Consider the following 13,052-nt stretch of genomic DNA (forward strand, 5'->3'; position numbering starts at 1 on the left):
GTATGCGCTCGCCGTTCCCGGGCATGGATCCGTATCTGGAGCATCCGGCGCTGTGGCCCGATGTTCACAATCGCCTAATCGCTGCGATCGCAGACACGCTCGCGCCGCTCGTCGCGCCGCGCTACTACGTCGGCCTGGAGCGGCGCACCTACCTGCTCAGCCTCGACGACCTCGTCTTCGTCGGCCGGCCTGATGTGGCGGTGCTCACCGGCTCCGCACGCGTCGCCGAGCCTCAGGCGCCGGCCTACGAGGTCGCTGCCGTCAGCGCCCCTAGCCCGCTCTGGGTCGAGCTGCCCACCGAAGACGAAGTGAGTGACAACTACTTGGAGATTCGCCTGGCCGATGGTGGCAAGGTGATCACCGTGCTGGAACTGCTCTCGCCTGCCAACAAGCTGCACGAGCGTGGCCGGGAGATCTATGAAAGCAAACGCAGCGCGATCTTCGGCTCGCGCACCAATCTGATCGAGATTGACCTGATGCGTGCCGGCGAGCCGATGCCTCTGCGCGGTAAGCCGGTGCACAGCGACTATCGCATTCTGATCAGCCGGAGCTGGCAGCGACCGCGCGCGCAGTTGTATCACTTCAACCTGCGCGCGCCGATCCCGGCGATCACCGTTCCGCTCCAGCGCGGCGAGGACGAGCCGATGCTCGACCTAAACGCTGTCCTGCATGACCTGTATGCGCGGGCGCGTTACGACCTGATGCTGGACTACAACCAGCCGCCGGTCCCGCCGCTGAACGATGCCGACGCCGCCTGGGCGCACGAGTTGATCGCCAACGCTCAGCGGGCGTAGAGCCGGTGATAGATCGCATAGTTCGCTGCAAGGGCGCGAACGTAGCGTTGCGTCTCATCGAATGTGATGGCCATGAAGAAGACATCGGGGTCGCCGGCGCTGCGTTCCTTCCAGCGCAGGGCGTTGCCCGGGCCGCCGTTGTACGCGGCGATGGCCGCGTAGAGATCGCCGCCGAAGAAACGACGTTGTTTGGCCAGGTAGTGGCTGCCGAAGCGCACGCTCACGTATGGCTTCTGCAAGTCGGCAGTGGTGTAGTTCGGCGGCCAGTTCAGCTCGGTGTGGATTTCGCGGCCGGTGCTGGGGATCACTTGCATCAAGCCGTTCGCCGCTGCGCTGGACACCGCGAACGGCTCGAACAGGCTCTCCTGTCGGATGAGTGAGAAGAGCAGCAGCGGATCCAGCCCGAATTCTTGGGCGTGCCGTAGCACAAGATCGGCGTAGTAGGTGGGGTAGAGCAGCCTGGCGATGAAGGCCGGCAACGCCGACGGCGTTTTGGCCGGCGAGAGGCGCATCAGCGTATCGGCGGCGCCGATGGACGAGCGGTATAGCCCGATGTCGCGGAAGAATAGCGCGAGCTGATACTGCGCCAGCGCATCGCGCCCGAACGCGGCGCGCAAGCCCTCGAACTCCTCGCGCGCTTCCAGCTTGAAGCCCAAACGCCACAGCTCGCTGCCGCGGATAAATCGCGAATCGCTGCGCACGTCCGCGCGCAGATCGCGCACATTGGCCGATGCCTCCAATCCGAGCCAGCCGCGCAGCCACGCCTCTGCCTCCTCCTGTCCCGTTGCATCCATGCGGCTGCCCAACGATGGGAACGGCGCAGAGAGCGGTGGCTGGTCCGGATCGGCCGCCAGTTCCGCAGCGCGCGCGCCTTCGTAGGTGTCGGGCGCTTGCTGCGCCAGCGCCTGTAGCGTCTCCATGCCGCCGGTCAAATCGCCCAGCGCAAGTTGTGCTTTGCCCAGCCACAATCGCCCCAACAGCGCTTGCGGCGAACGATCGTACCGCGCCAGGAGCTTCTGGGTCGTTGTGACCGCCTTGGCGTATTGCCCCAGCCGGTACTGCAGCGCTGCGGCACGCGCCAACGCCTCCGGCCCTCGTTCGGCGTCGAATTGCAACGCTTCGGCCGTTTCATAGGCGCGCGTCGCCTCGGCGACGAGCGCGTCGTTGCGAGCGAAGGTCTGCGCGACATCAAACAGGACACTCGCGCTGGCCTGCCCGCGTGGGGCGTTGGCGCTCAGCCGCTCGAAGGTCGCGCGCGCATTCGCCGCATCGCCTACGTTCGCATAGATTTTGGCCTTCTCGCCCAGCGCCACAACGGTTGCCGGCGCGTTAGCGGGGTTACTGGCGATGGTCTGGTCGAGGTTGCGGAGGGCATCGGGGACGCTGCCCAGTTTGAGGTAGTTCAATGCGGCCCAGTAGCGCACGTCGTTGGCGCGCTCGGGGTAGCGGGTGATCGCCCGGCGGAATGCCTCGCGCGCGGCGACGTGCGAACCGTTGTGATAGCCGATGATGCCGCGTTGTAATTCGTCGAATGGCTGGCCGGCGTTGAGGAGCGCCTGCAACGCCTGGAAGGCCTGCGGCGTCTTCGGATAATTCGCCGTCAGTTCGTTCATCCGCTGGTAGGCGGCCTCGGGCTGGCCGGCCGCCTGCAGCGCCTGTGCCAATTCCCAAAGGATGCGTGCGCGATAGGCCGGCAGTTGCGCGCGGCCGAGGATGACTTCGTATTGCGCAATGGCGGCCTGGAAGTCGCCGCTCAGTTGGCTGGCCAGCGCCAGTTTCTCGCGGCGGGCGAATTCCTGGGCAGGAGTCGGCGCAGCGTCGAGGCTGGCGCGGTAGTGCGGGATCGCTTCGGTCGGTCGGCGCGCGTCCAGATGTGCGTCGCCCAGCCAAACGTGCAGCCAGGGCGAGATGACCGCGCCGGCGGCCAGCGCCGCGGCGTATTGCGCCAAGGCGTTGGCAGCGTCGCCGGACAAGGCGTAGGCGCGCCCAAGCAGGGCCTGCGCGCCAGGCAACTCCGCGCCGGAGTCTGCCCCGTTGGCGCTCAAGTCGGCGACGACGGACGAAAGTGTTGCAACGGCGGCGTCGGCTCGGCCGGCGTCCATTTGCCAGCGCCCGATGTTCAGGCGCATGCGCAGCGCGTCTGGGCGCATCTCGCTGCCCGACGCTGCGACAACCCGCTGGCCCAACTCAATCGCACGCGCATAGTCGCCGATGAAGGCAGCATAGTGCGCGCCCGTGGTCAATGCAGCGATGTCGGGCGTCGGCTCCGGCGTGGGCAAGGGGGCCGGCGTCGCAGTCGTCCGGGCGGGTCGTGTCGCATAGAGCGTCGGCTGGGCCGGCGGCGCAGTGACCGCGCGGGTTGCTGGTTCGGCTGGCGCATTGTCGGCGCAGGCAGCGCAAACGAGCAACCCCAGGGAAGCGAGGACAAGGGTCAAGCCGCGCTGCCCAGGGTGCAGTTTAGGCGGCATGCGTCGGGCAGTCTAACATGCTTCCTCGTGCGATTCGCCCATCGGCAGCCCTCGCTTATTCTGGCGACTCTATGGTCTCCTCCTCGTGCATATTGCCTCGCCCGTGTTGCCGCAGCGGCTCAGCCATGCGCCCGACGTTCCGCAAAACGCCTCGAAAGCGCAAGGCGGGCCTTTGAGACGGCCCACCTTGCGCAATCGAGCGACAGCCATGCGAGCCTGCGCCGGCGTCACTTCACAACTAGCACCGGGCAATCGGCGCGCTGCGTCACGGCCATGCTCACGCTGCCCAAGAACGCGCCTTGCCAAGTGCCCAGCCCGCGCGAGCCAACCACGACCAGATCAGGTCTGCGTGTTTCGATCAACCCTAGGATCACGTCCGTGGCCGCTCCCTCGACAAGCTCAGGGACCACTTCTTTTACGCCCAGCTCACGCAGGCGGTTGGCTACGCCCTCCACCAGCTTTCTGCCGTCCTCCAACACGCGCTCCACCGCTTGGCTGTAATTCGGCTCGCCCAAGAACATCGGCACAGGGGCATAGGCATGCACGACTGTGAGCTTGGCGTCGTAACGCTTGGCGAGCGAAGCCGCCATGTCGGCGGCCCGCTCGGCAGCCGCCGACCCATCCGTCGCTAATAGGATGTGCTTAATCATGATAATTCTTCCTCACGGTCAGTTGATGTCAACTGTAGCAGCCACACTCCGACGGACCGCCCGTCCACTCAACGCATTATCATCATCGTGCTAGAATCGCGTTAGCTGAGCCGCTGCGCCGACTGACGATGCGAGTGGAATGGACCACATGGAGGCGCAGCGCACGTGCCGAGCCGATCGTCTGGGCAGGAGGCAATCGAGGTGAGCAGCCTCATTGCCTCCTTTTTGACATCTACCCTATACGGCGTGGGAGCTACAAGGCGCGGTGATGTCATGCGCAACCATGGCCATCGGTGCGCCAGCCGATGATTCGGATATTCGCAGGGAGAGACGACGGGATGAATGACTTTCTAATTCGCGGCACGCTGGCCGATGTTGATCCTGACGTGGCCGAGCTGATCCGGCATGAGCACGCGCGCCAGCTCGACAAGCTGATCATGATCGCCAGCGAGTCCTACGTGCCGGCCGCCGTGCGCGAGGCCGAAGGCTCGGTCTTCCAGAACATCTATGCCGAGGGTTATCCTCATGCCGACATGCACGGCTTGAGCGAGGCCGAGATCCTGGATTACGAGTCACAACTGACTTTCTACCGGCGGAACGGCGACCGGCGCTACTACAAAGGCGTCGAGTACTGCAACTTGATCGAGGCGTTAGCGCAGCGGCGCGGCGCGGAGGTATTCTGCCCGCCCGGCATGACGCCGGAGGAGTTGTTCGTCAATGTACAGCCGCTCAGCGGCGCTGTGGCCAACGCCGCCATTTACGAAGCATTGGTGCAACCTGGCGACACGGTGATGACGCTCGACCTGTTGCACGGCGGCCACCTCTCGCATGGCAGCCCGGTCAACGTCACCGGCCATCGTCAGCGCATCGTGCACTACCGCGTGAACGAAGAGACCGAGCTGCTGGATTACGAGGAGATCTACGAGCTGGCCCAGCGCGAGCAACCGAAGATGATCATCGCCGGCTACACCTCGTATCCATGGGCGCCCGACTTCCACAAGTTCCGCGCCATCGCCGACTCGGTTGGGGCCTATTTGCTGGCCGACATCGCCCATACCGCCGGCATGGCCGCCGCCGGCGTCTATCCTAATCCGGTCGGCGTCGCGCACGTCACGTCGTTCACCACTCACAAGACGATGATGGGGCCGCGCGGCGCGGTGATCATCACGACCGATCCGGAGCTGGCCAAGCGCATAGACCGCGCGGTGTTCCCCGGGCTGCAGGGGGGGCCCAACATCAACAAGATCGCCGGCATGGCTGTCATGTTCAAACTGGCGAAGACGCCGCAGTTCAAAGCGTTGCAACAGCAGATCGCCAAGAATGCCGTTGCGCTCAGTGACGGCCTCAAGGCGAATGGCCTACGCGTGGTGCACGGCGGCACCAATACGCACATGGTTCTGCTGGATTGCAAGTCCATCGCGCAGCACGACGGCGTGCCGCTGATGGGCAACGTCGCGTCGCGCATCCTCGACCTGATCGGCATCGTCTGCAATCGCAACACCATCCCCGGCGACAAAGACGCCGGCCGTCCGAGCGCGCTGCGCTTCGGCACGCCGTGGGTTACCCAGCGCGGCCTGAAGGAAGAGGACATGCGCGAGATCGCCGACGTGATCGCCTTAGTGCTGAAGACCGCCAAGCCGTACACCACTCCGACGAAGAAGTCCGTGGCCTACACGGCGCGCGTGGATTTCGACGCGCTGATGGAGGGCGTGGCGCGCATCAACGCGCTGGTCGCCAAAGCCGGCCGCGACTTCGACCTGCCGCACGAGGGCTATCCGTTCGTCTGGTATGCGGTGAATGGGCAGGGGCCGGGGATCGGGCATCAGGGACCAGAGGACAGGGGCCGGGGAACAGAGGTCAGGGATCGCGGGTCGGAAGTAGCGAGTCGGATCGAGGTGAGCGGCGCGCAGGCGGCGGCGTTCCTGAGCGTCGTGTTGGGCATAGATGTGAACACGCTGGCCGACGGCGCCGCGGTGACCGTGCTCGGGCGCAACCGCGCGCCGCTGTGCGTGGCGACGTTGGCCCGCACAAAAGACGGCTACGCGCTCGACGCACCGGCGAATCAGGCGTCGCGTGTCACGCAGTGGCTGCGGGCGCTCTCCGACGGCTACGTGATCTTCGACGATGCTGACCTGAGCGCCGACATCCCCGGGCCGGTGGTGGTGCGGCTGGTCGCCGGTCGCCCATAGCCCACAGCGCATCACTGACACATGGCCGATCTCAAACGCACCGCCTTGTTCGAGACGCACAAGCAGCTCGGCGCGCGCATGGCGCCCTTCGGCGGCTGGGAGATGCCGCTGTGGTATGCCTCGGCGCGCGAGGAGCACTTGGCCGTGCGCACTGCCGCCGGCCTGTTCGACGTCAGCCACATGGGTGTGTTCGACGCGCGTGGGCCGGACGCCGGCGCCTTTCTCGATCACGTCGGCACGAACGACGTGAGCAAGCTGGCCGTCGGCCGCTCGCACTACAGCTACCTGCTCGACGAGCGCGGCGATGTCGTGGACGACATCATGGTCTATCGCCTCGAGGCGGAGCGCTACATGGTCGTGGTCAACGCAGCCAACAACGACAAAGATTGGGTTTGGCTGCGCGCCCAGGTCGGCGACTTTCGCTGCACGCTGCGCGATCTGCGCGATCTGAGTTCGGGCGCCGACCGGCGCGTTGACCTGGCGCTGCAGGGCCCCAAGTCGCTGGAGATTCTGCAGCGACTGCTGCCCGACGACCAGCGCGCGACGCTCGGCGCGCTCCCTTATACCGGCGTGATGCGCGCCTCGCTCGCCGGCCACCACGTCTTCATCTCGCGCACCGGCTACACCGGCGAGCGCATCGCCTATGAGGTCTTCGTGCATCCGGGCGAGTCGGTCGCGCTGTGGCATGCGCTGCTGGACGCCGGCCGCGACCAGGGCCTGAAGCCGTGCGGATTGGCTGCGCGCGATAGTTTGCGCATCGAGGCCGGCTTGCCGCTCTATGGCCACGAGCTGGCCGGACCGCTCAACCTGGCCCCGTATCACATCGGCTTCGATAACTTCGTAAAAACCGACAAGCCCGCCGAATTCATTGGCAAGGCGGCCTACAAGGAGAAGGCCGCGCGCAACACGGCGAAGCTGGTGCGCTTCCGCATGAACGAGAAGGGCGTGCGGCCGAGCAAGCTGGGCGATCCGGTGCTGGACAAGCGCGGCCGGGTAATCGGCACGGTCACGTCGTGCGCACAGGATGGGGAAGGCTATCTGCTGGGCCTGGCGCTGGTCGAGCGATCGGCGGGTGTCGAAGAAGGCAGTGTGATCTACGTCGTCGCGCTGCCGGAGCGCATGCCCGAGCCGCTCAAGCCGTTCGCGCCGTTGGGCAGCCGCGCGCTGATGCCGGACGCAGTCACGGTGCTCTCACGCTTCCCGCCTCGCAGGGGATGAGCGCCGGCATCACACCCGCGACAAACACGGATCGTCCCGCACGAAGGCCGGCACGAAGCCGAGATAGGGCAGTGGCGCGAGGCCGTGCCAGTGGCGGAGGAGATGATACGTGTGTGAAGTGAGCAGCCGGCAACGGTCTACGGCCTCGCGCCATTCCGCTCTGCGTACCTCGGCGATCGTTTCGGGAAGCGGCAGGATGCCGAAGTCCCATGCGCCGCACAGCCGAGCGATGAAGTCCGCGCGCTCCTCGGGGGTCTTCAGTTGCGCCGGCGGCTCGTCTAGGTCGGGATAGAGTGCGCCGTCAATCCATTCCATCCAAAAACTCCTGCTTGAACCAGGCGCGGAGCGCAGCGCTGCGCTCATCCACGGCATCGAGCGGGCGCGCTGCCTCGATGCGGGCAAGATTGGTCCGGACGGCAAGTTTGGCACGTTCGAGGTCGTCATCTTCGCTAGCGGCGCGCTGACGTTCTTGCCACAAGCGCCAACACGTGGCGGGATCGGTATGCTGTGCTTGGCACACACGCCGGCGATCTCGTGACGCAATAGAGCCGATCGCTCCGCAACCTAAAAGCTGAATACAGTGCGGCCTTCCTGCTGCAGTTCGATGCTGACTACGTCACCCCAAGCGCGCTTGCGCGTCGGGCCAAACTCTGCCAGGGCTGTCTCAATGACAGCGATGACGCGCTGTTTATCTTCGCGCGTTGCTTCATTTGTCCACCAGGCATCGAGAGCGCGCGTCGCGCGGTACTCGTGATAGTGCGCCAACCCAAACGCGCCGCCGAGCGAGATGCATCGCCCTACATCTGACCTGGCGAGCGCATCGAGGCACGCACGCGCGAAAGGCGAGAGTTGCCGTGGCGGACGAGGCGTCTGCACTGGCGCCATGAACAAGATCGTACCGGTCGAGCTAGCCTCGCTGACTGCAAGGTGCTGCTTTCGGTTATATTCTTGGCACGCCCGGCTTCAGCGCCGGCGAATCCTTTGCTCGAAAAGCGATGCTCGACGAAACCCTGTTCCCGCTCTCCCTCTATCACAAGGCCAAACAACTCGTCTGGGATCCGCGCGATATTGACCTCGCGCAGGACGCGCGCGACTGGCAGCGCATGAGCGAACGCGAACGCGACATCATCACGCGGCTCTCGGCGCAGTTCCTCGGCGGCGAGGTCGCCGTGACGCACGACCTGACCCCACTGCTGGCAGCCATCCGCCGGCAAGGCGGCCTGCTCGAGGAGGAGATGTTCCTCACCACGCAATTGTTCGAGGAGAGTAAGCACGTCGAGTGGTTCGACCGATGGTGGAATGCGATGGGCGCGCTGCAGGCGCCCTCTTGCTCTGCGCCGTATCGCCAGCTCTTCGAGGTCGAACTGCCGGCAGCGTTGAGCCGGCTGTTGCACGATGACTCGCCCCGCGCCCAGGTCGAGGCGATCGCGACATACCACATCATCATCGAGGGCGTGCTGGCCGAGACCGGCTACCACGGCTTCGCGCGCGCCTTGCGCGATCACGGCCTGATGCCCGGCACGGTGCGTGGGGTGGCGCTGGTGCAGCGCGACGAAGCGCGACACATCGCCTACGGCCTATATGCGTTGGGACGTTTGCTGCGGGGCGAGCCGGCGCTGTGGGACGTGCTGATGGCCCGGCTGAATGCGCTGCTGCCGTTGGCGCTAGAAATCGTCAGCGAGACCTTCGCGCCTTACGGCGACGACATTCCCTTCGGCCTCAACCCGGCCGAGTTCATCGCCTACGCCGGCGAGCAATTTGACCACCGCCTGAGCGTGTTGGAGCGCGACCGGTAGAGGCGCAGCGCAGCAAGGATGGGGGGGTTAGCTCATGCCGCGCCAATCGTTAGGCCGAGTTGGTTCAGCCACTTGCGGTAGGCGATCGCGGTGCGGTCGCTCTTCAGATGTAGCTCGGCCTGCAGGTCCAGCGGCAACAGCTCCGGCCGCTGCGACTGCACGATCGGCGCGTCCTGGCCGAAGATGCGATCCTGGAACGCCACGAACGCCTCGACCGGCGTCTCGTGCCCGTAGTTCATCGCCATCCACATCCACGCCGTGCTGTCCACCAGGTCGTGCGGCGTGACCATGAGCTGAATCGCCAAGCGCTGGGCAGATTGCTTGAGCAGATAGGCCGTCAGCGGCCGCAGCGCGCGATACACGTAGGTCACGTAGTCGCCGACGCCGGTGCCGTAGGGATCCGGTTGATACACGCGCACGTTGCGCGCGATCACGCCCTCGTCGGTGATCTCGGCCTCGTAGTCCATGATCTCCGGATAGGCCCGGTCGCCTAAGATGCCTTCGTGGACGAACGGGAAGTGGCCGACGTCGAGGAAGTTCTCGATCACGCGCGGGCCGCTGGCCTTGACGCGATACGGCCCGCACAGCACTTTGCGATACGATGGGTCATCCCACTCGGCGAAGGGCGGCACGTCGTGCTGCGGCGCGCCGAGCGAGGCCCATACCAACCCATACTTTACCTGGGCGCGATAGGTCTTGGCGCGAGCCTTGTCGGGCGGTTTCTGGCCGGGATGCGCCGGGATGTGCACGCAGCGGCCATCCAGGCCGTAGCGCCAGCCGTGGTAGGGGCAAGCCAGCGTTTCGCCGACGATCTCGCCAAGCGAGAGGCGCGTGCCGCGATGGATGCACAAGTCCTGCCAGACCATCACGGCGTCACCGCTGCGCCACACCACCAGGTCTTCACCGAGCAGGCGCACGCCCAGCACTGGCTGCGCGTCAAGCTGTTGTAACGACGCGACCGGATGCCAATCGTTGAGGAGCACAGGGTCTGGAATCATGGCTTTTCGCGCACCAGATTGTAATGGCGGCCGGCAGCGAAGTCACTCCTGCCGCAGCGCGATCGGGGTGAGGCGAATGCTGACCCAGCCGGGGCGCTTCCGACGGCTCAACCGGTTGCGGATGGCTACCTGCCCCTCGATCAGCCGCCAGATCAAGCCGTATTTGGCGGCGATCTTCTGCCGGGCCGCCTCGCTTGCTGCCGGGTCGTCGAGGATCTGCGCGCGCGCCTCCACCCAGTCGCCCAGCGGGTCGCCGCGGCCGGTGCTGGGCGCGATGCGCACGCGATCGCTGTTGCGGATGCGCTTGACCTTGCCGGAGTCGGCCTCGGTGCGGATCAGCAGCACATCGCCATCGCGCACAAAGCCCACCGGCGTGCGCACTGCAACGCCGTTTTTGCGGAAGGTCTCCAGGGCCAGGAAGCGTTGGCCCTCGAATGACTGTAAGGGGTCTGCCTGGGTCATGTTCTGACTATCTACCTGACGAACGACGCCGACAGCGCGATGAACAGTTGCGCGCAGTAATAGGTGGAGAGTACCCAGATGCTGTTGCGCTCGCCTTCGCCGTCGAAGACGAACTTGTTGATGGCGAGCATGAAGTCGGACATGTAGAAGAGCAGCGCGCCGCCCATCGCCAACGATGGCTGCGCCAGCAGGCCCCCGCCGATTTGCACGCCGGAGAAAGCCTGGTGCACCATCAGCGAGATCACCGTCATGTAAAGCAGCACCGGCTGCCGCAGGTTGCCCAGCGACGGACGCAGGTAGAAATACAGCACCATGCCGATGAGGGCCAGCACGCCCGCGGCCAGCACAGCGCGGTTCAAGTCGAACGGCGTGCTGCGCGCGATCTGCGCGTAGGCGAAGGCGGCGATATAGGCGATGTGCGCGAACAAAAAGGCCGCCAAGCCGGAGACGAACAGGCCGGGGCGCTCGTCCGCGTCAATCAGCAGCCAATCGCCGGCTAATGAGAGCGCCAAGCCGGCGAGGATCAGCGCCGAGTACAGCGGCACGTGCATCGGCTGGGTGAACGACAGCGCCGCGATGAGGATCACCAATGCCGTGGACAGCAGCTTCCAGAGCTTGACCTGCCGCTTGTTGCGCGGCGTCTGCGTCTCTGCGCGAAGCAACAGAAAGACGGTGATGATCGGCAAAGGGACGAGCAGTAGCGGCAGGATCATGCGCGATGAGTCTATCACGCGCCGCTCCGGCTATGCTTCCGTGCGCAGCAGCCTGCCCTCGCTCGGTGTGAAGCGCTCGGTCGTGAGGATCACGGCGCTCTGCTCGGCGCCGCCGCGCGCATCGTCTACCGCTTTGTTGTCCTTCGCTAACGCCTTGCGCCATGCGCGCAACGTCTCGGCTTCGGCAGCGCTGATCTCGTAGCGCGCGCTGTGAGCGAGGATGTGGTCCACCAGCAGCCGGCGCGCGCGCCAGCGCAACTCAGAGGCGTCGCTGAACCCTTGCCAGCGACCGAACTTCGCCGCTTCGCGCACGAAGGCCTGGGCGGCTTGCGTCTGGAGCGCTGACGACTTATAGAACAATGCGACAACGTTGCCGGCGCGGCGCGCCGTCGCCCACTCCAGGCCCACCGGGGCTTGGATGTCGCTGCCCAGGATGAGCAGATGCACATCGGCGCGCGTCACCGCGTCGAGGTTCGGTTCGCGGTCGGCGCCCGGCGTCTGGGTGATCGTCCAGCCCAGCGAGGTAGGGATCTCGGCAACCGCGCGCGCCAGCAGGTCGCGCTCGAAGCGCAACTCCGGCGCAGCAGAGATATACAACCTGAGCTTATCCACCATGGCGATTAGATTAGCACAATTTGTCCCCGGTGGACGAGAGCAGCGCCTTCGCCCACCCAAGATTTGACTTGGCACATCCATATAATGCGTGTGATGAACGCTATCGCTACGCTGCTCGCAATGCTGCCTTTCTTGTTTGCCATCTTCCTGGCCAACGTCGCAGAGAAGGAGCGCAGCGTCCGCATGTTCGTCTATCTTTATCTGCTGTTGCTGAACGGTCTGGCTGCCGTCACGGGGTTGTTCAGCCTGGCCGGCGCCGAGCTGCTATCCAGCGAGGTCTTCCTGAATGCTATACAACAGCAATATCCCGGGGTGGAAGTGTCGCAACTGCGCGCCGTCCGGTTCGATCTCGCTGGTCTGATCCTCATAGCTGCTGCGTTGCTGGCGATGGTCGTCCTATTGTTGCCAGTGCGCCAGCTCGCGGCGCGCATCCTGCCGATGCAAGCGGACAGCGTGGTGCACGCGACAGCGCTCTCGCTGACGGCGACGGCGCTCGGCATCAACCTCTTCCAAATGGTCGCACTCGCGCCGCTGCTGTTCGCCGTGACCGCCACCGAGCAGGGCGTTCAGCAAATACAGCAAATGGGCGGCGTGTCTTATCTGGACGTGTTGGTGTTCCCGTTGCTCACGTTTGTCGTCGCCGGGTTGCTGGGCGTTGGGCTCTACACGCGGCGCAGTCAGCCCGAAGCGCTCGCGCGCCTGGGTTTGGCGCCGCTCACGCTGCAAGAGTTGGGCATTGCCGCCGGATTCACGGTTGCGCTGCTCGGCATGGCGATCCTCACCGAACGCGCCTGGCAGTCGTTCGATCCGGATAGCCTGGAGAAAGTGGGCGGGCTGTCGAAGGCGCTGATGGGCAACTTCACCGGCCTGAGCGGCGCGTTGGCCATCGGCGTTGCAGCAGCCATCGGCGAAGAGACCTTCTTCCGCGGCGCGTATCAACCGCGCATGGGCATCCCGCTCACCTCGCTATTGTTCACGTCGTTTCACGTCCAGTATGGCATCACGCCGGCTACGCTGTTGGTGCTGGCGATGAGCGTTGTCCTGGGGCTCTTGCGCCAACGCACTTCGCTCACGGTGTGCATCCTGGTGCATTTCCTTTATAACTTCACCACAGTGCTGGTGGCGACGTAGGGCGCGTCGGCAAGGTGG

The 13,052-nt window shown here is 65.3% G+C and carries 13 protein-coding genes and 1 riboswitch; of the genes, 5 read left to right on the plus strand and 8 right to left on the minus strand.

All coding sequences use genetic code 11. From position 1 onward, the window contains the following. The first annotated feature begins 2 nt into the window (after positions 1-2). Positions 3-794: a DUF4058 family protein gene (locus tag GXH28_RS02055; protein WP_169237343.1), complete on the plus strand. Its 792-nt coding sequence runs from the start codon at positions 3-5 to the stop codon at positions 792-794. On the opposite strand, the gene GXH28_RS02060 is transcribed toward GXH28_RS02055, so the two are convergent. Continuing rightward, positions 782-3,262, minus strand: a complete 2,481-nt coding sequence (locus tag GXH28_RS02060) for a lytic transglycosylase domain-containing protein (protein ID WP_169237344.1) — start codon at positions 3,260-3,262, stop codon at positions 782-784. The genes GXH28_RS02055 and GXH28_RS02060 overlap by 13 nt on opposite strands. A gap of 227 nt (positions 3,263-3,489) precedes the next feature. Then, complete coding sequence (locus GXH28_RS02065) at positions 3,490-3,912, minus strand: universal stress protein (protein ID WP_169237345.1); 423 nt, start codon at positions 3,910-3,912, stop codon at positions 3,490-3,492. Between the two features lie 108 nt (positions 3,913-4,020). Continuing rightward, positions 4,021-4,106: riboswitch (ZMP/ZTP riboswitch) on the plus strand. A gap of 144 nt (positions 4,107-4,250) precedes the next feature. On the opposite strand from GXH28_RS02065, the gene glyA reads away from it, so the two are divergent. Then, positions 4,251-6,101 carry a serine hydroxymethyltransferase gene (gene glyA, locus GXH28_RS02070; protein WP_169237346.1) on the plus strand — a complete coding sequence of 617 codons (1,851 nt, stop codon included), beginning with the start codon at positions 4,251-4,253 and terminating at the stop codon, positions 6,099-6,101. Between the two features lie 21 nt (positions 6,102-6,122). After that, on the plus strand, positions 6,123-7,319 hold the full coding sequence (gene gcvT, locus GXH28_RS02075; protein WP_169237347.1) for a glycine cleavage system aminomethyltransferase GcvT: 1,197 nt from the start codon (positions 6,123-6,125) through the stop codon (positions 7,317-7,319). A 9-nt stretch (positions 7,320-7,328) separates the two neighbouring features. Here gcvT and GXH28_RS02080 read toward each other — a convergent pair whose 3' ends face one another. Further along, complete coding sequence (locus tag GXH28_RS02080) at positions 7,329-7,634, minus strand: hypothetical protein (protein ID WP_169237348.1); 306 nt, start codon at positions 7,632-7,634, stop codon at positions 7,329-7,331. A gap of 249 nt (positions 7,635-7,883) precedes the next feature. Then, positions 7,884-8,204, minus strand: a complete 321-nt coding sequence (locus GXH28_RS02090; protein WP_169237350.1) for a hypothetical protein — start codon at positions 8,202-8,204, stop codon at positions 7,884-7,886. Positions 8,205-8,314: 110 nt separating this feature from the next. Here GXH28_RS02090 and GXH28_RS02095 point away from each other — a divergent pair, with 110 nt between their 5' ends. After that, positions 8,315-9,115, plus strand: a complete 801-nt coding sequence (locus GXH28_RS02095) for a R2-like ligand-binding oxidase (protein ID WP_169237351.1) — start codon at positions 8,315-8,317, stop codon at positions 9,113-9,115. 32 nt (positions 9,116-9,147) lie between these two features. Here the strand turns inward: GXH28_RS02095 and GXH28_RS02100 are convergent, their stop codons facing one another. Genes GXH28_RS02100 through GXH28_RS02115 form a run of 4 tightly spaced genes read right to left on the minus strand, consistent with a single transcriptional unit; the run spans position 9,148 to position 11,903 of the window. Continuing rightward, on the minus strand, positions 9,148-10,113 hold the full coding sequence (locus GXH28_RS02100; protein ID WP_169237352.1) for an aromatic ring-hydroxylating dioxygenase subunit alpha: 966 nt from the start codon (positions 10,111-10,113) through the stop codon (positions 9,148-9,150). A gap of 42 nt (positions 10,114-10,155) precedes the next feature. Next, entirely contained in the window at positions 10,156-10,575 is a 420-nt protein-coding gene (locus GXH28_RS02105; RefSeq protein ID WP_169237353.1) for a PPOX class F420-dependent oxidoreductase, read from the minus strand. Between the two features lie 11 nt (positions 10,576-10,586). After that, positions 10,587-11,288, minus strand: a complete 702-nt coding sequence (locus GXH28_RS02110) for a lysoplasmalogenase (RefSeq protein WP_169237354.1) — start codon at positions 11,286-11,288, stop codon at positions 10,587-10,589. A gap of 30 nt (positions 11,289-11,318) precedes the next feature. Next, the gene (locus tag GXH28_RS02115) at positions 11,319-11,903 is read right to left on the minus strand and encodes a hypothetical protein (RefSeq protein WP_169237355.1); all 585 of its coding nucleotides are present in this window, start codon (positions 11,901-11,903) and stop codon (positions 11,319-11,321) included. Between the two features lie 93 nt (positions 11,904-11,996). Here GXH28_RS02115 and GXH28_RS02120 point away from each other — a divergent pair, with 93 nt between their 5' ends. Then, entirely contained in the window at positions 11,997-13,034 is a 1,038-nt protein-coding gene (locus tag GXH28_RS02120; RefSeq protein WP_169237356.1) for a CPBP family intramembrane glutamic endopeptidase, read from the plus strand. The last annotated feature ends 18 nt before the right edge of the window (positions 13,035-13,052 follow it).

This window comes from Candidatus Roseilinea sp. NK_OTU-006 (genome assembly GCF_012931985.1).
In the GTDB taxonomy this organism is placed as follows: Bacteria; Chloroflexota; Anaerolineae; order J036; family Brachytrichaceae; genus JAAFGM01.

Bases quoted from the DNA above. Each gene is read 5' to 3' on its own strand.
- GXH28_RS02055 (WP_169237343.1), top strand. From the start codon at position 3: ATGCGCTCGCCGTTCCCGGGCATGGATCCGTATCTGGAGCATCCGGCG.
- GXH28_RS02060 (WP_169237344.1), bottom strand. From the start codon at position 3,262: ATGCCGCCTAAACTGCACCCTGGGCAGCGCGGCTTGACCCTTGTCCTC.
- GXH28_RS02065 (WP_169237345.1), bottom strand. From the start codon at position 3,912: ATGATTAAGCACATCCTATTAGCGACGGATGGGTCGGCGGCTGCCGAG.
- glyA (WP_169237346.1), top strand. From the start codon at position 4,251: ATGAATGACTTTCTAATTCGCGGCACGCTGGCCGATGTTGATCCTGAC.
- gcvT (WP_169237347.1), top strand. From the start codon at position 6,123: ATGGCCGATCTCAAACGCACCGCCTTGTTCGAGACGCACAAGCAGCTC.
- GXH28_RS02080 (WP_169237348.1), bottom strand. From the start codon at position 7,634: ATGGAATGGATTGACGGCGCACTCTATCCCGACCTAGACGAGCCGCCG.
- GXH28_RS02090 (WP_169237350.1), bottom strand. From the start codon at position 8,204: ATGGCGCCAGTGCAGACGCCTCGTCCGCCACGGCAACTCTCGCCTTTC.
- GXH28_RS02095 (WP_169237351.1), top strand. From the start codon at position 8,315: ATGCTCGACGAAACCCTGTTCCCGCTCTCCCTCTATCACAAGGCCAAA.
- GXH28_RS02100 (WP_169237352.1), bottom strand. From the start codon at position 10,113: ATGATTCCAGACCCTGTGCTCCTCAACGATTGGCATCCGGTCGCGTCG.
- GXH28_RS02105 (WP_169237353.1), bottom strand. From the start codon at position 10,575: ATGACCCAGGCAGACCCCTTACAGTCATTCGAGGGCCAACGCTTCCTG.
- GXH28_RS02110 (WP_169237354.1), bottom strand. From the start codon at position 11,288: ATGATCCTGCCGCTACTGCTCGTCCCTTTGCCGATCATCACCGTCTTT.
- GXH28_RS02115 (WP_169237355.1), bottom strand. From the start codon at position 11,903: ATGGTGGATAAGCTCAGGTTGTATATCTCTGCTGCGCCGGAGTTGCGC.
- GXH28_RS02120 (WP_169237356.1), top strand. From the start codon at position 11,997: ATGAACGCTATCGCTACGCTGCTCGCAATGCTGCCTTTCTTGTTTGCC.